Source organism: Klebsiella sp. LY, from assembly GCF_004010915.1.
GTDB classification, from domain to species: Bacteria; Pseudomonadota; Gammaproteobacteria; order Enterobacterales; family Enterobacteriaceae; genus Klebsiella; species Klebsiella quasipneumoniae.
This window is the reverse complement of record NZ_CP022444.1, coordinates 3,087,695-3,108,707: the sequence shown is the minus strand read 5'-3', so window position 1 is coordinate 3,108,707 and position 21,013 is coordinate 3,087,695. Positions and strand designations below refer to the sequence as shown.

At 58.5% G+C, this 21,013-nt stretch carries 15 protein-coding genes, 1 tRNA gene and 3 rRNA genes; 10 read left to right on the top strand and 9 right to left on the bottom strand.

Annotated elements, in window-relative coordinates; genetic code table 11:
* Positions 1–13: 13 nt before the first annotated feature.
* From CE636_RS18120 to CE636_RS18095, 6 genes are all read right to left on the bottom strand, one after another.
* On the bottom strand, positions 14–331 hold the full coding sequence (locus tag CE636_RS18120; RefSeq protein WP_004204117.1) for a hypothetical protein: 318 nt from the start codon (positions 329–331) through the stop codon (positions 14–16).
* 321 nt (positions 332–652) lie between these two features.
* Positions 653–928, bottom strand: a complete 276-nt coding sequence (locus CE636_RS18115; protein ID WP_004204116.1) for a DUF2574 family protein — start codon at positions 926–928, stop codon at positions 653–655.
* A 365-nt stretch (positions 929–1,293) separates the two neighbouring features.
* Positions 1,294–1,409 (bottom strand): 5S ribosomal RNA (gene rrf, locus CE636_RS18110).
* A 95-nt stretch (positions 1,410–1,504) separates the two neighbouring features.
* Positions 1,505–4,406, bottom strand: a 23S ribosomal RNA gene (locus tag CE636_RS18105).
* Positions 4,407–4,588: 182 nt separating this feature from the next.
* Positions 4,589–4,664 (bottom strand) — tRNA-Glu (locus CE636_RS18100).
* Between the two features lie 85 nt (positions 4,665–4,749).
* Positions 4,750–6,289 (bottom strand): 16S ribosomal RNA (locus CE636_RS18095).
* The 16S, 23S and 5S rRNA genes sit together here with 1 tRNA gene alongside, the layout of an rRNA operon.
* A gap of 591 nt (positions 6,290–6,880) precedes the next feature.
* Between CE636_RS18095 and CE636_RS18090 the strand changes: the two genes are divergently transcribed.
* Positions 6,881–8,002, top strand: a complete 1,122-nt coding sequence (locus CE636_RS18090) for a cupin domain-containing protein (RefSeq protein ID WP_017900882.1) — start codon at positions 6,881–6,883, stop codon at positions 8,000–8,002.
* Between the two features lie 57 nt (positions 8,003–8,059).
* Here CE636_RS18090 and CE636_RS18085 read toward each other — a convergent pair whose 3' ends face one another.
* Together CE636_RS18085 and cusR are read right to left on the bottom strand one after the other, a co-directional pair.
* The gene (locus CE636_RS18085) at positions 8,060–9,496 is read right to left on the bottom strand and encodes a Cu(+)/Ag(+) sensor histidine kinase (protein WP_017900883.1); all 1,437 of its coding nucleotides are present in this window, start codon (positions 9,494–9,496) and stop codon (positions 8,060–8,062) included.
* Complete coding sequence (gene cusR / locus CE636_RS18080; RefSeq protein ID WP_004206716.1) at positions 9,486–10,169, bottom strand: copper response regulator transcription factor CusR; 684 nt, start codon at positions 10,167–10,169, stop codon at positions 9,486–9,488. The genes CE636_RS18085 and cusR overlap by 11 nt, the downstream gene beginning before the upstream one ends.
* Before the next feature lie 172 nt (positions 10,170–10,341).
* Between cusR and CE636_RS18075 the strand changes: the two genes are divergently transcribed.
* The 5 genes from CE636_RS18075 (at position 10,342) to CE636_RS18055 (ending at position 16,986) form a co-directional block, all read left to right on the top strand.
* Positions 10,342–11,727, top strand: a complete 1,386-nt coding sequence (locus CE636_RS18075; protein WP_025999306.1) for an efflux transporter outer membrane subunit — start codon at positions 10,342–10,344, stop codon at positions 11,725–11,727.
* A gap of 17 nt (positions 11,728–11,744) precedes the next feature.
* Positions 11,745–12,089, top strand: coding sequence for a cation efflux system protein CusF (gene cusF, locus CE636_RS18070; protein ID WP_017900885.1), 345 nt, complete (start codon positions 11,745–11,747; stop codon positions 12,087–12,089).
* A 44-nt stretch (positions 12,090–12,133) separates the two neighbouring features.
* Entirely contained in the window at positions 12,134–13,405 is a 1,272-nt protein-coding gene (locus CE636_RS18065; protein WP_017900886.1) for an efflux RND transporter periplasmic adaptor subunit, read from the top strand.
* Positions 13,406–13,416: 11 nt separating this feature from the next.
* On the top strand, positions 13,417–16,566 hold the full coding sequence (locus CE636_RS18060) for a CusA/CzcA family heavy metal efflux RND transporter (protein ID WP_017900887.1): 3,150 nt from the start codon (positions 13,417–13,419) through the stop codon (positions 16,564–16,566).
* A gap of 72 nt (positions 16,567–16,638) precedes the next feature.
* Positions 16,639–16,986 carry a DUF1294 domain-containing protein gene (locus CE636_RS18055; RefSeq protein WP_017900888.1) on the top strand — a complete coding sequence of 116 codons (348 nt, stop codon included), beginning with the start codon at positions 16,639–16,641 and terminating at the stop codon, positions 16,984–16,986.
* 9 nt (positions 16,987–16,995) lie between these two features.
* Here CE636_RS18055 and CE636_RS18050 read toward each other — a convergent pair whose 3' ends face one another.
* Positions 16,996–17,529 (bottom strand): lipocalin family protein, encoded by a 534-nt coding sequence (locus tag CE636_RS18050; protein ID WP_002887259.1) that lies wholly within the window; start codon positions 17,527–17,529, stop codon positions 16,996–16,998.
* A 117-nt stretch (positions 17,530–17,646) separates the two neighbouring features.
* Between CE636_RS18050 and CE636_RS18045 the strand changes: the two genes are divergently transcribed.
* The 4 genes from CE636_RS18045 (at position 17,647) to CE636_RS18025 (ending at position 21,013) form a co-directional block, all read left to right on the top strand.
* Positions 17,647–18,375 (top strand): MerR family transcriptional regulator, encoded by a 729-nt coding sequence (locus CE636_RS18045; RefSeq protein ID WP_004206722.1) that lies wholly within the window; start codon positions 17,647–17,649, stop codon positions 18,373–18,375.
* Between the two features lie 231 nt (positions 18,376–18,606).
* Positions 18,607–19,041 carry a nuclear transport factor 2 family protein gene (locus tag CE636_RS18035; protein WP_016946719.1) on the top strand — a complete coding sequence of 145 codons (435 nt, stop codon included), beginning with the start codon at positions 18,607–18,609 and terminating at the stop codon, positions 19,039–19,041.
* Positions 19,038–19,757 carry an SDR family NAD(P)-dependent oxidoreductase gene (locus CE636_RS18030; RefSeq protein WP_017900889.1) on the top strand — a complete coding sequence of 240 codons (720 nt, stop codon included), beginning with the start codon at positions 19,038–19,040 and terminating at the stop codon, positions 19,755–19,757. Before CE636_RS18035 ends, CE636_RS18030 begins: the two co-directional genes overlap by 4 nt.
* On the top strand, positions 19,754–21,013 hold the full coding sequence (locus CE636_RS18025) for an NAD(P)/FAD-dependent oxidoreductase (RefSeq protein WP_017900890.1): 1,260 nt from the start codon (positions 19,754–19,756) through the stop codon (positions 21,011–21,013). Before CE636_RS18030 ends, CE636_RS18025 begins: the two co-directional genes overlap by 4 nt.

The following is a 21,013-nucleotide window of genomic DNA, read 5'->3' as shown; positions in this document are numbered from 1 at the left end:
CGGCCCGCATGGTTTATTTGTGGCGGTTCATAAAGTGGCGCAGACCCCAGGTGAAGGCCATCGCCATGCTGAAGAGAATGAACAGCAACACCACCCAGCTGATGGAGATGCGCAGCAGCGTGCCGGGGGTCATAAACGGCTGCAGATAGACGGTGAAGGACTGGGCGGGTGATTTCCCCAGCAGTTCATACAGGTTATCCGTAAGCCATACGCCGACCCGGCAGAACAGCCAGATTATCGCTGGCCAGCAGAGCAGCACCAGAAAGGTAAAGCGCTCCTGAAGGTAAGTGAAGAGCCGGCGCAACGGCGACCAGTTAAGCAGGATTTTCATTTCTATTCTCATATTGCCAGCCGATAACCAAAGCAGATAACGCAAGGTACGTCGGGCAGCATCCATACAGGCAATCATCCCTCTTTGTATATCAAATTTGCTGTCATATAAACCAGATCAAGTTAACAAAGTGTTAATGATATCGCTCATTAAACCAAAAAACCGGCGAGAAGCATACCCATTGTCGCCATAAATGGGAGTGATGTATTCAGCGGTGGGAATAATTTCGTAATTTCGCTAACGCGTTAATATATATGAAGAAGATGCAGCGCTATTATTTAGCAGAAAACAATATAATAGCGCTGAAATAGAGAGAGGTATTTAATCGTAGCTGCTGATAATTATTTTTCGACTCGTATCATTGGATAAATTCACTGTACGAGTGACCACACCACGCGCGTGATTCGCTATATTTTTCGAGGCAATGAGGTAGGTATTTTTTCCGCAGCGCTGCAGAGGTTGTTTATTCACAATATCAGTATTGCAGGTTTCTGACACGACCCGTCCGGAAAGCGTTAGGTTGGCGGTTTCGGCAGCAAACAGAGGTGAGCTTAATCCATAAGCGAAAATCAGAATCCCAATTAGCGGTTTTTTCATTTAATGTTTAACCAGTTAACAGGATGAAAGATAAGCGAGTTGCTTAATATTTTCTCCGTCAGGAGAGCGATGCATTGGTACATCACGCAGGGAAGATAAACCATAGTATTACTAAGGGCAATGTAAAGATAACCTATTAATGTGATAATTATTGCTGATAGTAGCGAACCGGCATAGTGGTCTGCCTGGAGACGGTGCTGCGCACCAGGTTTTGTGGCTCAGGATCCGTAGCCCCGGTAAGCGCAGCGCCACCGGGGGGCATACCCCACACAGCAAAAAACCCCGCACCTTTCGGGACGGGGTTCTTGTTAAAACGCAAAAACAAAAGGCCCAGTCTTTCGACTGAGCCTTCTGCTTTATTTGATGCCTGGCAGTTCCCTACTCTCACATGGGGAGACCCCACACTACCATCGGCGCTACGGCGTTTCACTTCTGAGTTCGGCATGGGGTCAGGTGGGACCACCGCGCTAGTGCCGCCAGGCAAATTCTGTTTTATCAACACGCCCTGCGGACGCATCGACTAATCTGTATCAGCTGAAAATCTTCTCAAATCCGCCAAAACATCTTCGGCGTTGTAAGGTTAAGCCTCACGGTTCATTAGTACCGGTTAGCTCAACGCATCGCTGCGCTTACACACCCGGCCTATCAACGTCGTCGTCTTCAACGTTCCTTCAGGAGACTTAAAGTCTCAGGGAGAACTCATCTCGGGGCAAGTTTCGTGCTTAGATGCTTTCAGCACTTATCTCTTCCGCATTTAGCTACCGGGCAGTGCCATTGGCATGACAACCCGAACACCAGTGATGCGTCCACTCCGGTCCTCTCGTACTAGGAGCAGCCCCCCTCAATTCTCCAGCGCCCACGGCAGATAGGGACCGAACTGTCTCACGACGTTCTAAACCCAGCTCGCGTACCACTTTAAATGGCGAACAGCCATACCCTTGGGACCTACTTCAGCCCCAGGATGTGATGAGCCGACATCGAGGTGCCAAACACCGCCGTCGATATGAACTCTTGGGCGGTATCAGCCTGTTATCCCCGGAGTACCTTTTATCCGTTGAGCGATGGCCCTTCCATTCAGAACCACCGGATCACTATGACCTGCTTTCGCACCTGCTCGCGCCGTCACGCTCGCAGTCAAGCTAGCTTATGCCATTGCACTAACCTCCTGATGTCCGACCAGGATTAGCTAACCTTCGTGCTCCTCCGTTACGCTTTGGGAGGAGACCGCCCCAGTCAAACTACCCACCAGACACTGTCCGCAACCCCGATAAGGGGCCAACGTTAGAACATCAAACATTAAAGGGTGGTATTTCAAGGTTGGCTCCACGCAGACTGGCGTCCACGCTTCAAAGCCTCCCACCTATCCTACACATCAAGGCTCAATGTTCAGTGTCAAGCTATAGTAAAGGTTCACGGGGTCTTTCCGTCTTGCCGCGGGTACACTGCATCTTCACAGCGAGTTCAATTTCACTGAGTCTCGGGTGGAGACAGCCTGGCCATCATTACGCCATTCGTGCAGGTCGGAACTTACCCGACAAGGAATTTCGCTACCTTAGGACCGTTATAGTTACGGCCGCCGTTTACCGGGGCTTCGATCAAGAGCTTCTCCTTACGGATAACCCCATCAATTAACCTTCCGGCACCGGGCAGGCGTCACACCGTATACGTCCACTTTCGTGTTTGCACAGTGCTGTGTTTTTAATAAACAGTTGCAGCCAGCTGGTATCTTCGACTGGTCTCAGCTCCATCCGCAGGGACTTCACCTACACACCAGCGTGCCTTCTCCCGAAGTTACGGCACCATTTTGCCTAGTTCCTTCACCCGAGTTCTCTCAAGCGCCTTGGTATTCTCTACCTGACCACCTGTGTCGGTTTGGGGTACGATTTGATGTTACCTGATGCTTAGAGGCTTTTCCTGGAAGCAGGGCATTTGTTACTTCAGCACCGTAGTGCCTCGTCATCACACCTCAGCCTTGATTATCCGGATTTGCCTGGATAATCAGCCTACATGCTTAAACCGGGACAACCGTCGCCCGGCTAACATAGCCTTCTCCGTCCCCCCTTCGCAGTAACACCAAGTACAGGAATATTAACCTGTTTCCCATCGACTACGCCTTTCGGCCTCGCCTTAGGGGTCGACTCACCCTGCCCCGATTAACGTTGGACAGGAACCCTTGGTCTTCCGGCGAGCGGGCTTTTCACCCGCTTTATCGTTACTTATGTCAGCATTCGCACTTCTGATACCTCCAGCAACCCTCACAGGTCACCTTCGCAGGCTTACAGAACGCTCCCCTACCCAACAACACATCGTGTCGCTGCCGCAGCTTCGGTGCATGGTTTAGCCCCGTTACATCTTCCGCGCAGGCCGACTCGACCAGTGAGCTATTACGCTTTCTTTAAATGATGGCTGCTTCTAAGCCAACATCCTGGCTGTCTGTGCCTTCCCACATCGTTTCCCACTTAACCATGACTTTGGGACCTTAGCTGGCGGTCTGGGTTGTTTCCCTCTTCACGACGGACGTTAGCACCCGCCGTGTGTCTCCCGTGATAACATTCTTCGGTATTCGTAGTTTGCATCGGGTTGGTAAGTCGGGATGACCCCCTAGCCGAAACAGTGCTCTACCCCCGAAGATGAGTTCACGAGGCGCTACCTAAATAGCTTTCGGGGAGAACCAGCTATCTCCCGGTTTGATTGGCCTTTCACCCCCAGCCACAAGTCATCCGCTAATTTTTCAACATTAGTCGGTTCGGTCCTCCAGTTAGTGTTACCCAACCTTCAACCTGCCCATGGCTAGATCACCGGGTTTCGGGTCTATACCCTGCAACTTAACGCCCAGTTAAGACTCGGTTTCCCTGCGGCTCCCCTATACGGTTAACCTTGCTACAGAATATAAGTCGCTGACCCATTATACAAAAGGTACGCAGTCACACCCGAAGGTGCTCCCACTGCTTGTACGTACACGGTTTCAGGTTCTTTTTCACTCCCCTCGCCGGGGTTCTTTTCGCCTTTCCCTCACGGTACTGGTTCACTATCGGTCAGTCAGGAGTATTTAGCCTTGGAGGATGGTCCCCCCATATTCAGACAGGATACCACGTGTCCCGCCCTACTCTTCGAGTTCACAGCCTGTGCATTTTGGTGTACGGGACTATCACCCTGTACCGTCGGACTTTCCAGACCGTTCCACTAACACACAAGCTGATTCAGACTCTGGGCTGCTCCCCGTTCGCTCGCCGCTACTGGGGGAATCTCGGTTGATTTCTTTTCCTCGGGGTACTTAGATGTTTCAGTTCCCCCGGTTCGCCTCGTTAACCTATGTATTCAGTTAACGATAGTGCAACGAATTGCACTGGGTTTCCCCATTCGGACATCGCCGGTTATAACGGTTCATATCACCTTACCGACGCTTTTCGCAGATTAGCACGTCCTTCATCGCCTCTGACTGCCAGGGCATCCACCGTGTACGCTTAGTCGCTTAACCTCACAACCCGAAGATGTTTCACTTCGTGTCGCGAAAATTTGAGAGACTCGAACACACATTAACTGTGTGTCGTTTCAATTTTCAGCTTGATCCAGATTTTTAAAGAGCAAATATCTCAAACGTCACCCGAAGATGAGTTTTGAGATATATCGGCACGCGTCTTTCACTCACGAACCAGCAAGTGGCGTCCCCTAGGGGATTCGAACCCCTGTTACCGCCGTGAAAGGGCGGTGTCCTGGGCCTCTAGACGAAGGGGACACTGAAGTCTCAATCGCAAGACGCCTTGCTTCTTTACTTTCATCAGACAATCTGTGTGAGCACTACAAAGGCAGGTTCTTTAAGGTAAGGAGGTGATCCAACCGCAGGTTCCCCTACGGTTACCTTGTTACGACTTCACCCCAGTCATGAATCACAAAGTGGTAAGCGCCCTCCCGAAGGTTAAGCTACCTACTTCTTTTGCAACCCACTCCCATGGTGTGACGGGCGGTGTGTACAAGGCCCGGGAACGTATTCACCGTAGCATTCTGATCTACGATTACTAGCGATTCCGACTTCATGGAGTCGAGTTGCAGACTCCAATCCGGACTACGACATACTTTATGAGGTCCGCTTGCTCTCGCGAGGTCGCTTCTCTTTGTATATGCCATTGTAGCACGTGTGTAGCCCTGGTCGTAAGGGCCATGATGACTTGACGTCATCCCCACCTTCCTCCAGTTTATCACTGGCAGTCTCCTTTGAGTTCCCGGCCTAACCGCTGGCAACAAAGGATAAGGGTTGCGCTCGTTGCGGGACTTAACCCAACATTTCACAACACGAGCTGACGACAGCCATGCAGCACCTGTCTCACAGTTCCCGAAGGCACCAAGCCATCTCTGGCAAGTTCTGTGGATGTCAAGACCAGGTAAGGTTCTTCGCGTTGCATCGAATTAAACCACATGCTCCACCGCTTGTGCGGGCCCCCGTCAATTCATTTGAGTTTTAACCTTGCGGCCGTACTCCCCAGGCGGTCGATTTAACGCGTTAGCTCCGGAAGCCACGCCTCAAGGGCACAACCTCCAAATCGACATCGTTTACGGCGTGGACTACCAGGGTATCTAATCCTGTTTGCTCCCCACGCTTTCGCACCTGAGCGTCAGTCTTTGTCCAGGGGGCCGCCTTCGCCACCGGTATTCCTCCAGATCTCTACGCATTTCACCGCTACACCTGGAATTCTACCCCCCTCTACAAGACTCTAGCCTGCCAGTTTCGAATGCAGTTCCCAGGTTGAGCCCGGGGATTTCACATCCGACTTGACAGACCGCCTGCGTGCGCTTTACGCCCAGTAATTCCGATTAACGCTTGCACCCTCCGTATTACCGCGGCTGCTGGCACGGAGTTAGCCGGTGCTTCTTCTGCGGGTAACGTCAATCGACAAGGTTATTAACCTTATCGCCTTCCTCCCCGCTGAAAGTACTTTACAACCCGAAGGCCTTCTTCATACACGCGGCATGGCTGCATCAGGCTTGCGCCCATTGTGCAATATTCCCCACTGCTGCCTCCCGTAGGAGTCTGGACCGTGTCTCAGTTCCAGTGTGGCTGGTCATCCTCTCAGACCAGCTAGGGATCGTCGCCTAGGTGAGCCGTTACCCCACCTACTAGCTAATCCCATCTGGGCACATCTGATGGCATGAGGCCCGAAGGTCCCCCACTTTGGTCTTGCGACGTTATGCGGTATTAGCTACCGTTTCCAGTAGTTATCCCCCTCCATCAGGCAGTTTCCCAGACATTACTCACCCGTCCGCCGCTCGTCACCCGAGAGCAAGCTCTCTGTGCTACCGCTCGACTTGCATGTGTTAGGCCTGCCGCCAGCGTTCAATCTGAGCCATGATCAAACTCTTCAATTTAAGTTTGATGCTCAAAGAATTAAACTTCGTAATGAATTACGTGTTCACTCTTGAGACTTGGTATTCATTTATTGTCCGAAGACATTAAGAATCCATGTCACTTTGAGTGCCCACACAGATTGTCTGATAAATTGTTAAAGAGCAGTTGCGACGCGCTTTAGCGCTCTGTCGCGAGGTGGCGTATATTACGCTTTCCTCTTTCAGAGCCAACCCGTTTTTCAGGATTTTTCTCTTCAACCGAACCGGCTGTTTGTGTGAAGTGATTCACATCCGCCGTGTCAGTGGGAGCGCATTATAGGGAGTTCGCCGGAAGTAGCAAGGGTTAAAATAGAAAAATCTTATCGACCGCTCATTATTTGAACTTTTCGCTTATTCCTCTTCCTACCATTAAAGCCGCCATCCCAGTGTTCATGCGGCCTGCAGCGTAGTTAACGCGAAGAACGCTTTTTGGCAAAAAAGTGATTTTTCTCTCTTACCCAACGCCATTATCGCGCCGATGGTGAATTAAGCGCCACTCTTGACCCACGACAAAGCGCCCGCGCGGCCCCCCTTCCTATAATCAGGCCCGTTTCTTCTTACTGGTAATAATCGATGGCTTATCAACTCAACATTAACTGGCCCGAGTTTTTAGAGAAATACTGGCAAAAGCAGCCGGTGGTTTTAAAAAACGCGTTTCCGGACTTCGTCGACCCGATTACCCCGGACGAGCTGGCCGGATTAGCCATGGAGCCGGAAGTCGACAGCCGGCTGGTCAGTCTGACCAACGGTAAATGGCAGGCCAGCAATGGACCTTTTGAACATTTCGACGGCCTGGGCGAGACCGGCTGGTCGCTGCTGGCCCAGGCGGTAAACCACTGGCATATGCCGGCCGCCGAGCTGGTGCGACCGTTCCGCGTACTGCCGGACTGGCGTCTGGACGATCTGATGATCTCCTTCTCCGTCCCCGGCGGCGGCGTCGGGCCGCATATCGATCAATATGACGTCTTTATTATTCAGGGCATGGGCAGCCGCCGCTGGCGCGTGGGGGATAAGCTGCCGATGCGTCAGTTCTGCCCGCATCCGGCACTGCTGCACGTCGACCCGTTCCCGCCGATCATTGATGAAGATCTGCAGCCAGGCGATATCCTCTATATTCCACCGGGATTCCCGCACGATGGGATCACCCACGAAACCGCGCTGAACTACTCCGTCGGCTTCCGCGGGCCCAACGGCCGCGACCTGATCAGCAGCTTCGCCGACTATGTACTGGAGAACGATCTTGGCGGCGAGCACTACAGCGATCCGGACCTCACCTGCCGCGAGCATCCTGGCCGGGTTGAAGAGTATGAACTCGAACGTCTACGCGGCATGATGATCGACATGATTCGCCAGCCGGAAGACTTCAAACAGTGGTTCGGCAGTTTCGTCACCACCCCGCGTCACGAGCTGGATATTGCGCCGACGGAACCGGCATATGAAGAAGAGGAAGTGGTCGATGCGCTGCTGGGCGGCGAAAAGCTCTCCCGCCTGAGCGGCCTGCGCGTTCTGCATATCGGCGACAGCTTCTTCGTGCATAGCGAACAGCTGGACACCACCGATGCCGAAGCGCTGGATGCGCTGTGCCGCTATACCTCATTAGGTCAGGAAGAGCTCGGCAGCGGCCTGCAGAATCCGGCGTTCGTGAGCGAACTGACGCGGCTGATTAATCAGGGCTACTGGTACTTCGAAGAATAAGAGAGTCGCGATACTGCGGGCAGCCGCCTGGCGCTGCCCGCTGGCTTTCAGCCGTTATTACACCTGTTTCGGCAACACTACAATAAACCGCGTCGAGCGCAGATCGGACTGCGCAGCCACGCTGCCGTGGTGGGCGCTGACGATGGATTTCACTATCGCCAGGCCGATGCCGCTGCCCTCCCCTTTGCGCTGGCGCGAGGGGTCGACGCGATAGAAACGGTCAAACAGCCGCGGCAGATGTTCGGCGGCAATCGGCGTACCGGGATTCTCCACCACCAGGCGGACCGTCTCCGCGCTTTCGCTCAGCGCGAGCGTCACCGCCTGGCCAGCCGGGGTGTAGCGGATCGCGTTCGACAGCAGATTGCTGATCGCCCGCCGCAGCATCAGCGGGTCGCCAATCACCCGGCAGTGGCTACCGACAAAGCGCAGCGCCACCGCCTTCTCTTCCGCCCACGCCTCGAAAAACTCAAACACCTTATGCACTTCCTCAGCCAGATCCAGTTCCCGCTGTTCGGGGATCAGCTGGTTGTTATCGGCCTGGGCGAGGAACAGCATATCGCTGACCATCCGCGACATACGCGAGAACTCTTCGAGATTGGAGTAGAGCACCTCTTCCAGCTCCTGCTGACTGCGGCTCTGGCTTAAGGCGATTTCGGTTTGCGTCACCAGGTTGGTGATCGGCGTGCGGATCTCATGGGCGATATCGGCGGAGAAGTTCGACTGACGGGTAAAGACATCCTCCATCCGCTCCAGCATGTGGTTAAAGGAGAGCGCGAGCCGCTCCAGTTCGATAGGCACCGCCTGCGGGTCAAGGCGCACGTCGAGATCCCGCGAGGTAATATTCTGGATCTGCCGGCTGATCTGGCGGATCGGTTTATGTCCCTGATAGACCACAAACAGCACGATGGCGACGATCAGCAGGCTGATTATCGACGCGGCGGAAATCAGCTTCGCTTTCAGCTCATTAATATAGTGCAGGTGAAAATCGATGGATAAGGCCATCAGCAGATGGTACGCCGGTTTGCCGTCCGCCTGCTTGCCCAGCGGCAGCATGATCAGCCGCCAGGCGCGGGTCTCCATTTGATTATCGTGCGCCATTGCCCGCGGCTGCGGGTCGGTCCATGAAATCACATTCCCGTCGCGCAGCTGCATCGCCAGGCCTGGCGTACTCAGCATATGGCTGAGATCCGGCCCGTTGGGCGACTGGAACAGAATATTGCCCTGCCCATCGTCCAGGCAGATAAAGACGTTGGCGTAACCCGCAATGATATTCTTCACGATCTCCAGCCGCCGCGCCTGCGGGTAGTCAGCGTGGTCGAGGACCGTCTCCAGGGTGGTACTGAGCTGCCTGAGATCGTGAACGTCGCGCTCTTCAAAGTGGGCCTTCACCGAATGGATCATGATCCAGGTGAAGGCAAAGAAGGCGATGATGGTGGCGAGGCTAATAAAGAAGCTCAGCCGGGTGGCCAGGGAAAAGGGGCGCTTAGCGGCCATCCGGCACCTCAAGCATATAGCCGACGCCGCGCACGGTCTGGATCAGCTTCGGCTCGAAGTCGTTATCGATTTTGGCGCGCAGCCGCTTCACCGCCACATCTATCGCGTTGGTATCGCTGTCGAAATTCATATCCCACACCTGCGAGGCAATCAGCGAACGCGGCAGCACCTCGCCTTGATGGCGCAGGAAGAACTCCAGCAGAGTGAACTCCTTGCTGGTCAGGGTGATGCGGGTGGCGCCGCGCGTCACCTTACGGCTGACCAGATCGACGCTGAGATCCGCCGCCTGAAACTGGCTTTCGACAATAACCGCCGCTCCGCGGCGCAGCAGCGTCCGCACCCGCGCCAGCAGTTCCGCAAAGGCGAACGGCTTCACCAGATAGTCGTCGGCGCCCAGCTCCAGCCCCTTCACCCGATGCTCAATGGTGCCCAACGCGGTAAGCAGCAGGATCGGCATGCCTTTCCCGGCGGCGCGCAGCATGCGCACGATATCCCAGCCGTTCACGTCCGGCAGCATGATGTCGAGGATCAGCAGATCATAGTCACCGGTCATCGCCAGGTGATAGCCGTTAAGGCCGTTATCGGCCAGGTCGACGACGAAGCCAGCCTCGGTGAGCCCTTTGGTCAGGTACTCCCCGGTTTTCTTCTCATCTTCGACAATCAAAATCTTCACCGCAGGCTCCTTCACGCGCGTTCTGTGCGGGTATTCAATTTTAGAGGAGCGCCTCCGGATAGCAATGAAATATCAGGAAAATGACAGCTTTGTCATTTTCCTGTCACGTCCTGAACAGAGGCCGCTACGTAAAGTAGCCGCCATGGATAAATCGTCGAAAACGTCTGCCGCCATGCGCCCAATAACACGTCTTACCCTCAGCGTGATACTCGCCTTAACCGGCTGTGTCTCGCTCGCTCCGGACTACCAGCGCCCCGCCGCGCCGGTACCGCAGCAGTTCTCTCTCAGCCAGAACAAGCTGGTGACCGCAACCGCGGGCTATCAGGAGACCGGCTGGCGCACCTTTTTCGTCGACCCGCAGGTGAAAAGCCTGATTGGCACCGCGCTGACCAACAACCGCGATCTGCGGATGGCGACGCTGAAAGTGCAGGAAGCCCGTGCCCAGTATCGGGTGACCGATGCTGACCGCTACCCGCAATTGAACGGTGACGGCAGCACCACCTACGGCGGCAAGCTTAAAGGCGACACCACCACCAGCAGCGATTACGCTGCCGGCCTGAATCTCAGCTATGACCTCGACTTCTTTGGCCGGCTGAAAAACCTTAGCGAGGCCGACCGGGAGAACTTCTTCGCCAGCGAAGAGGCCCGGCGCGCAGTGCATATCCTGTTGATTGCTAACGTTTCACAAAGCTACTTCAACCAGCGGCTGGCGGCAGCGCAGCTGCAGGTGGCCAACGATACCCTGCAAAACTATCAGCAGTCTTACGCGTTCGTTGAAAAACAGCTGCTGACCGGGAGCACTACCGTGCTGGCGCTGGAGCAGGCGCGGGGGATGATCGAGAGCACCCGCGCCGATATCGCCAGACGGCAGGGCCAGTTGGCGCAGGCTAATAACGCTCTGCAGCTGTTGCTCGGCAGCTATCAACCTCTGCCGGACGATAGCGCCAGCAGCGCCGTCGATCTGCAAGGCGTTACCCTGCCGCCGTCGCTCTCCTCAGCGATCCTGCTGCAGCGGCCGGATATTTTAGAGGCCGAACACAGCCTGCGGGCGGCCAACGCCAACATCGGCGCCGCGCGGGCGGCCTTCTTTCCGTCGATCACCCTGACCAGCTCGCTCTCCGGTAGCAGCAGCGAGCTCGCCAGCCTGTTTAACGCCGGCAGCGCGATGTGGAACTTCATCCCCAAAATCGACATACCGATTTTCAACGCCGGGCGCAATCAGGCCAACCTCGATCTGGCGGAGATCCGCCAGCAGCAGCAGGTGGTCAACTACGAGCAAAAAATCCAGTCCGCCTTTAAAGAGGTAGCCGACGCGCTGGCCCTGCGCCAGAGCCTGGCCGATCAAATTGCCGCACAGGAGCGCTATCTCGCGTCGCTGAATATCACCCTGCAGCGCGCCACCGCGCTCTATCGCCACGGCGCGGTCAGCTACATCGAAGTGCTGAGCGCCCAGCGCGATATTTTCACCACCCGACAAACCCTGCTGGAACTCAACTATTCCCGTCAGGCAAATGAAATCACCCTGTTCACCGCCCTCGGCGGCGGCTGGATGGAATAACCCAAGGAGTCCCGATCATGAATTCACTGTCTAAAGTCGCCCTGTTCACTCTGATTTCTGGCGCGGTGTTCGCCGTCCAGGCCGCCGACCCGCACGCCGGCATGGCGATGCACGAACAGCCCGCCGCCGCGCAGACGCAAAGCATCAGCGGCAAAGGGGTCATTAAAGCCATTGATATGGATAGCAAAAAAATCACCATCGCCCACGAAGCCATCCCGGCGGTGAACTGGCCGCCGATGACCATGCGCTTCACCATCACCCCGCAGACCCAGCTCAACAATGTGAAGGACGGCGACAGCGTGGACTTCACCTTCGTTCAGCAGGGCAACCTGTCGCTGCTGCAGGATATTCGCGCCCACTAATGGCCCGGCGACGGCAAGCCTCTCAACGACGGAATGGACAACACATGGCATCCCTGACACTGAAAAACACGGCGCTGATCCTCGGCAGCATGGCGATCGGCGGCGCGCTCACCGCAGCGCTGTATACCCGGACTGCGGCGCCCCACGACGCTGCCGCAGCCGCCCCGACGGCCGAGCAGCAACGTAAAGTGCTGTTCTGGTACGATCCGATGTACCCGAACACCCGCTTTGATAAACCGGGTAAATCGCCGTTTATGGATATGGACCTGGTGCCGAAATACGCCGATGAGGAGAGTGCCGCCGCCGGGGCGCCGGGGGTGCGTATCGACCCGACGCAGACCCAGAATCTTGGCGTGAAAACCGCCGCCGTCACCCGCGGGCCGCTGCGCTACGCCCAGACCTTCCCGGCCAACATCAGCTACAACGAGTACCAGTACGTGATTATGCAGGCGCGGGCGGCGGGCTTTATTAATAAAGTCTATCCCCTGACCGTCGGCGACAAAGTGCAACAAGGTACGCCGCTGCTGGAACTGACCATCCCGGACTGGGTGGAAGCGCAGAGCGAATACCTGCTATTGCAGGAGACCGGCGGCACCGCCACCCAGGTCGAGGGGATCCTCGAGCGGCTGCGTCTCGCCGGAATGCCGGACGACGATATCCGCCGCCTGAAAGCCACGCGCAAGATCCAGACCCGTTTCACCCTCAAGGCGCCCATCGACGGGGTGATCACCGCCTTCGATCTGCGCGCCGGAATGAACATCGCCAAAGATAACGTGGTGGCGAAAATTCAGGGCATGGATCCGGTGTGGGTCAGCGTGGCGGTCCCCGAGTCCATCGCCTGGCTGATCAAAGACGCCTCGCAGTTCAGTATTCAGGTTCCCGCCTGGCCGGACAAAACCTTCCGCATCAGCAAATGGACGATCCTCCCCAGCGTCGATAGCGCCACCCGCACCCTGCAGCTGCGCCTGCAGGTCAACAACCCGGATGAAGCGCTGAAGCCAGGGATGAACGCCTATCTGCAGCTGACCAGTGAAAGCGAACCGATGCTGCTGATCCCCTCCAAAGCGCTGATCGACAGCGGCAGCGAGCAGCGAGTGATTACCGTGGATAACGAGGGCCGCTTCGTGCCGAAGCGGGTCCAGGTCTTCCATGAATCCAATGGCGTCACGGCCATTCGCAGCGGGCTGCAGGAGGGCGAGAAAGTGGTCGCCAGCGGCCTGTTCCTGATCGACTCGGAAGCCAATATCGCCGGCGCGCTGGAGCGCATGCGCGCGCAGGCCCCGGATGCCGTTGCCCCTGCCGCCCACGCGCACTGAGGAAAGGAACCATGATTGAATGGATTATCCGCCGCTCGGTGGCCAACCGCTTCCTGGTGATGATGGCGGCGCTGTTCCTCAGCATCTGGGGAACCTGGACCATCGTCCATACGCCGGTGGACGCCCTGCCGGATCTCTCCGACGTACAGGTGATCGTCAAAACCAGCTACCCGGGACAGGCGCCGCAGATCGTCGAAAACCAGGTCACCTGGCCGCTAACCACCACCATGCTGTCGGTGCCCGGCGCCAGAACGGTGCGCGGCTTCTCGCAGTTTGGCGACTCTTATGTGTATGTGATTTTTGAAGACGGCACCGATCCTTACTGGGCGCGCTCGCGGGTGCTGGAGTATCTCAACCAGGTACAGGGCAAACTGCCCGCCGGGGTGAGCGCTGAAATGGGCCCGGATGCCACCGGCGTCGGCTGGGTCTTCGAGTACGCGCTGGTCGACCGCAGCGGCAAGCACGATCTCGCCGAACTGCGCTCCCTGCAGGACTGGTTCTTAAAATATGAGCTGAAAACCATTCCTAACGTCTCGGAAGTGGCGTCGGTCGGCGGCGTGGTCAAGGAGTACCAGATTGTCGTCGACCCGATGAAGCTGACCCAGTACGGCATCAGCCTCGGCGAGGTGAAATCGGCGCTGGACGCCTCTAATCAGGAGGCGGGCGGCTCTTCGGTCGAACTGGCGGAAGCCGAATATATGGTGCGCGCCAGCGGCTATCTGCAGACCCTAGACGACTTCAAAAACATTGTGCTGAAAACCGGTGACAACGGCGTGCCGGTGTATCTCGGCGACGTCGCGCGGGTACAGGTCGGCCCGGAGATGCGCCGCGGTATCGCCGAACTGAACGGCGAAGGCGAAGTGGCCGGCGGGGTGGTGATCCTGCGCTCCGGCAAGAACGCCCGGGAAGCGATCTCGGCGGTCAAAGAAAAACTGGCGTCGCTGCAAAGCAGCCTGCCGGAAGGGGTTGAAGTCGTCACCACCTACGACCGCAGCCAGCTTATCGACCGCGCCATCGACAACCTCAGCCACAAACTGCTGGAAGAGTTTATCGTCGTCGCCCTGGTCTGCGCCCTGTTCCTGTGGCACGTGCGCTCGGCGCTGGTGGCGATTATCTCCCTGCCGCTCGGCCTGTGCTTCGCCTTTATCATGATGCATTTCCAGGGACTCAACGCCAACATCATGTCGCTGGGCGGGATCGCCATTGCGGTGGGAGCGATGGTCGATGCCGCCATCGTGATGATTGAGAACGCCCACAAGCGGCTGGAGGAGTGGGCGCATCAGCATCCGGGAGAGAAGCTCGGTAACGACAGGCGCTGGAAAATCATTACCGACGCCTCGGTGGAGGTTGGCCCGGCGCTGTTTATCAGCCTGCTGATCATCACCCTGTCGTTTATCCCCATTTTCACCCTCGAAGGCCAGGAGGGCAAACTGTTCGGCCCGCTGGCCTTCACCAAAACCTGGTCGATGGCCGGGGCGGCGCTGCTGGCGATCATGGTGATCCCGATCCTGATGGGCTTCTGGATCCGCGGCAGGATCCCGGCGGAGAGCAGCAACCCGCTGAACCGCTTTTTGATCCGCATTTATCATCCGCTGCTGCTGAAGGTGCTGCACTGGCCGAAGACCACCCTGCTGATCGCGCTCCTGTCGATCCTGACGGTTGTCTGGCCGCTTAACCGGGTCGGCGGCGAGTTTCTGCCGCAGATCAACGAGGGCGATCTGCTGTATATGCCGTCAACGCTGCCGGGGATCTCCGCCTCGCAGGCGGCGGATATGCTGCAGAAGACCGACAAGCTGATCATGACGGTGCCGGAGGTGGCGCGGGTGTTCGGCAAAACGGGTAAGGCAGACACCGCTACCGACTCCGCGCCGCTGGAGATGGTAGAGACCACCATTCAGCTCAAGCCGCAGGATCAGTGGCGGCCGGGGATGAGCATGGAGAAGATCGTCGACGAACTGGACAAGACCGTGCGCCTGCCGGGGCTGGCGAACCTGTGGGTGCCGCCGATCCGCAACCGCATCGACATGCTCTCCACCGGCATCAAGAGCCCGATTGGCATTAAGGTTTCCGGCACTAACCTGGCCGATATCGACGCCATCGCCGGGCAAATTGAGGTGGTGGCGCGCAGCGTGCCGGGGGTTACGTCAGCGTTAGCCGAGCGGCTGGTGGGCGGGCGCTACCTCGACATTGATATCCAGCGTGAGAAGGCGGCCCGCTACGGCATGACCGTCGGCGACGTGCAGCTGTTCGTCTCGTCCGCTATCGGCGGGGCGATGGTCGGCGAAACGGTGGAGGGCGTCGAGCGCTATCCAATCAACATCCGCTACCCGCAGAGCTATCGCGACAGCCCGCAGACCCTGCGCCAGCTGCCGATTCTCACCCCGCTGAAGCAGCAGATCGTCCTCAGCGACGTCGCCGAGGTGAAGGTGGTCAGCGGGCCATCGATGCTGAAGACCGAGAACGCCCGCCCCACCAGCTGGATCTACATCGACGCCCGCGACCGTGACATGGTGTCAGTGGTGCACGATCTGCAGCAGGCCATCGGTAAAGCGGTGAAGCTGAAGCCGGGCATCAGCGTGTCGTATTCCGGGCAGTTCGAGCTGCTGGAGCGCGCCAATCAGAAGCTGAAGCTGATGGTGCCGATGACGCTGATGATTATCTTTGTGCTGCTGTACCTGGCGTTCCGCCGCGTCGGCGAGGCGCTGCTGATCATCGCCAGCGTGCCGTTCGCCCTTGTGGGCGGGATCTGGTTTCTCTACTGGATGGGGTTCCATCTGTCGGTAGCCACCGGCACCGGCTTTATCGCCCTGGCCGGGGTGGCCGCGGAGTTTGGCGTGGTGATGCTGATGTACCTGCGCCACGCCATCGAGGCCGAGCCATCGCTGGAGAACCCGCGTACCTTCAGCGTCGATAAGCTCGACGAGGCGCTGTACCAGGGGGCGGTGCTGCGCGTGCGGCCGAAGGCGATGACCGTGGCGGTGATTATCGCCGGCCTGTTGCCGATTTTGTGGGGCACCGGCGCCGGGTCGGAGGTGATGAGCCGCATCGCCGCGCCGATGATTGGCGGAATGATCACCGCCCCGCTGCTGTCACTGTTTATTATTCCGGCGGCGTATAAGCTGATGTGGCTGTCCCGGCATCGGGGCAAGCGCGGCCGATAGCCCGCCGCGTTTACGCCGGTCCGGGAAATTGGCTATAGTGGCGCCATTCTTCTGGCCGGCATGAACGTCCCTATGAATCTGAACCTGGTATGTTATTCCCTGCTGCTGCTCACCGCCGTGGGCAGCGCCCTGCTGCCCTACCCGCTGGCGATGTGGTTTTTACTGAGCAGCCTTCTGACATGGCTTATCTATGGCGCCGACAAGCTGGCGGCACGCAAAGCCTGGCGCCGGGTGCCAGAAACCACGCTACTGGTGCTGGGCCTGGTGGGAGGCTGGCCGGGGGCCATCCTCGGCCAGCAGTGCTTTCGTCATAAAACGCAAAAGCAGCCCTTCCGGACGTGGTTTTTCATCAGCGTGGCGCTGAACGTGGCGGCGCTGGCCGGGCTGTACGTGGTTTATACCCACCTGCTCAGCCGCTAAGGGGCGAGGCTAGCGCGGCGTCTGGCGGATCCACACCAGGCGATCGACGTCAAAGCCCAGCTCGCGCGCGGTATTCAGGTAATCCTGCTTCACCGCCGCCGGAATGGTGGGGGTGCGCGACAGGATCCAGAGATAGTCGCGGTTGGGGCCGCTGACCAGCGCGTACTGGTAGTCGTCGTCCAGACGGATCACGTTATAGCCGCCGTAGAATGGCCCGAAGAACGACACCTTCAGCGCCGCGGTGGTGGGGGCGCCGGTGAAATAGGCTTTCCCGTCGCTCTCATTCCAGCGTTTTTTAACCGGGTCATAACCGCGATTGACGACGCTGATCCCCCCGTCGCTGCGGGCGCCGTAGGTGGCGGTCACCTGCTCCAGGCCTCGCTCGAAGCGATTCTCCAGGCGAGCGACCTCATACCATTTTCCGAGATAACGACTGGCGTCAAACCCGCTAATCGGCTGTACGCCCTTCGGCGGGGTGGGCGATTTGCAGGCCACGAGGGTCAACGCGATAGCGACGCCAGTGACAACAGGCCATAGCTTCATGAGAACTCCTTTCATTTACGCGGTTGGGGGAAAGTGTAGTGCAAAGCCGCTACACTTCACGCCAGCCGACGTGATTCGTAGTATATTGAGAATATTCTTTGTTAACAGGTGGCCTCCATGCCTTACTCCATCGGCGAATTTGCCCGACTTTGCGGGATAAATGCGACCACGCTTCGCGCCTGGCAGCGCCGCTACGGCCTGCTTAAGCCGCTGCGCACCGATGGTGGACACCGTCTGTACAGCGATGACGACGTCCAGCAGGCGCTGAAGATCCTCGACTGGGTGAAAAAAGGGGTGCCGGTTAGCCAGGTGAAGCCCCTGCTGTCGCGCCCCGGCGCGCGGCGCACTAACAACTGGCTGACGCTGCAGGAGACCATGCTGCAGCGGCTGAAAGAGGGAAAAATCGAGTCCCTGCGCCAGCTTATCTACGATGCCGGGCGCGAATATCCGCGTCAGGAGCTGGTGACCGAGGTGCTGCGTCCGCTGCGCAGCCAGGTCTCCGCCAACGTACCGGCCATCATGACCCTGCGCGAAATCCTCGACGGCATCATCATCGCCTACACCTCGTTTTGCCTCGAAGGCGATAAGAAGGCGCCCGGGGATAACTTTCTGATCACCGGCTGGCACCTGACCGACGCCTGCGAAATCTGGCTTGAGGCGCTCAAGCGTACCGGCCAGGGTCATCGCATCGACGTCCTGCCGGTGCCTCCCGCCGCCCTGGCGCCGGAGATTTTTCCCCAGCGCAACTGGCTGCTGGTCACCAGCGGTAAACTCTCCGCCGCTCGTCAGAGGCAGATCGAACTCTGGCAGCAGCAGGTCGTCTCCCTCGAGGTGATCCCGCTCTAACCCCCTGTTTTCACTTACCTCCACGCTCTGTTCCGCCAGCGCCCGGTGGCGCGGCGGGCGCACGCTTGTCCTTTGCGCCACGCGTGATTTTCACCCTTTAAAACACCAATCATAACCAGATGATTTTTAACACAAATAAAATATATTTTTCCACAAACTTGGACAAATAATTTTATTTGTGTAAGTTTTAAGTATGCCATTACGCCACCGTGTTTAGCCAGGATGTGATCCATGAGCACCTCGCCGTCCGTGATTCGTCGTTTCGTTGAGTACTACGCCGGGCTGGATGCGCAGCCGCCCTCGGCGCTGGCCGCGCTGTACCATCCGGACGCGACGCTGAGCGATCCTTTTGGTCAGCACCAGGGGCTGTTCGCCATCCAGCGCTACTTTACCCATCTGCTGGCCAACGTGGAGCAGTGCCGGTTCACCATCGACACGCCGCTCTGCGACGGTCAGCGGTTCGCCGTGACCTGGACCATGCACTGGTCGCATCCGCGCATTGCCGGCGGAGAAACGCTGGCCCTGCCGGGCTGCTCGGTGGTGGACATCGCTGGGGAGCAGATTCTCCATCAACGCGACTACTACGACGCCGGGGAGATGATCTACGAGCATCTTCCCCTGCTGGGCTGGGCGGTACGCGGCGTGAAACGGAGGGTGCGCTCATGATGACGGTGCTTATCACCGGCGCCAGCTCCGGGATTGGCGCCGGCCTGGCGAAATCCTTCGCGGCGGATGGCCACCTGGTCATCGCCTGCGGGCGCGATGCGTCGCGCCTGACGGCGCTGCAGCAGTTCAGCCCCAACATCAGCGCGCGCCTGTTCGATATGACAGACAGGGACGCCTGTCGCCAGGCGCTGACGGGCTGTTTTGCCGACCTGATCATTCTCTGCGCCGGCACCTGCGAATACCTCGATCACGGACAGGTGGATGCCGCCCTCGTGGAGCGGGTGATGGCCACCAACTTCCTTGGGCCGGTGAACTGCCTGGCGGCGCTGCAGACGCAGCTGGAGGCTGGCGATCGGGTGGTGCTGGTCAGCTCCATGGCGCACTGGCTGCCCTTCCCGCGCGCGGAAGCCTATGGCGCCTCCAAGGCGGCGCTGACCTGGTTTGCCAACAGCCTGCGTCTTGACTGGGAGCCGAAAGGGGTCGCCGTCACGGTGGTCTCTCCAGGCTTCGTCGACACCCCGCTGACGCGCAAAAACGACTTTGCCATGCCCGGCCGGGTGAGCGTGGATCGGGCAGTGGCGGCGATCCGCCACGGCCTGGCGAAGGGAAAAAACCACATCGCCTTCCCCACCGGTTTCAGCCTGGCCCTGCGGCTGCTGGCCAGCCTGCCGTCAGGTATGCAGCGCCTGCTGTTGCGCAGGATGGTGCGCTCATGAACATCGCCATCATCGGCAGCGGCATCGCCGGGCTGACCTGCGCCTGGCGGCTGGCCGGACACCATCAGGTGACGCTGTTCGAAGCGGGCGCCACGCCGGGCGGCCACACCGCCACCGTGGATGTCACCACGCCGCAGGGCACCTGGGCCATCGATACCGGATTTATCGTCTACAACGATCGCACCTATCCGCGCTTTATGGGCCTGCTCAGCGAGCTGGGGATCGACGGGCAAAAAACGCAGATGAGCTTCTCGGTCCACAACCCGGCCAGCGGCCTGGAGTACAACGGCCACAGCCTGACCTCGCTCTTCGCCCAGCGACGCAATCTGCTGAAGCCGGCCTTCTGGGGGCTGCTGAGCGAGATCGTCCGCTTCAACCGACTGGCAAAACTGGCGCTGACCGAGGCGCTGGATCCGGGCGCGACGCTGGAGAACTTCCTCTCCCGCCACCGTTTTAGCCCCTTCTTCGCCCGCCACTATATCCTGCCGATGGGGGCGGCCATCTGGTCGTCGTCGCTGCAGGAGATGCGCCGCTTCCCGCTACCGCTGTTTTTGCGCTTCTTTGAAAACCACGGTCTGCTGGATATTCGCGATCGTCCGCAATGGTACGTGGTGCCCGGCGGTTCCCGGGAATACGTCCGCGCCCTGCTCGCCAGGCTCGGCGATCGCCTGAACCTGCGGCTCAACGCGCCGGTGCAGCAGGTGGACCGCCACCCGGCGGGAGTTATCCTGCGGCTGGCGTCCGGGGAGGCGCATTTTGACCAGGTGATCTTCGCCTGCCACTCCGCGCAGGCGCTGGCGATGCTGGCGGCGCCCACCGACGCCGAGCGTGAGGTGCTGGGGGATATCGGCTGGCAGCGCAACGAGGTGGTGCTGCACAGCGATCCGCGCTGGCTGCCGGCGCGTCAGCGCGCCTGGGCCAGCTGGAACTATCGCCTGAGCGACGGGGATCTGGCCCGGGCCTGCGTCACCTACAACATGAATATTCTCCAGGGGCTGCCTGCGGGCGCCCCCCTGTTCTGCGTCACTCTGAACCCGGACGCGCCAGTGGACGATCGCTATGTCTGGCAGCGCTTCGTCTATGAGCATCCGCTGTTTAACCCGCAAAGCTGGTCGGCCCAGCTGCGGCGCGAAGAGATTAACGGCCAGCAGCGGAGCTGGTACTGCGGGGCCTACTGGTACAACGGCTTTCATGAGGACGGGGTGCGCAGTGCGCTCGACGTGGTGCAGGGCATCGCCGCGGCGGAGGACAACTGA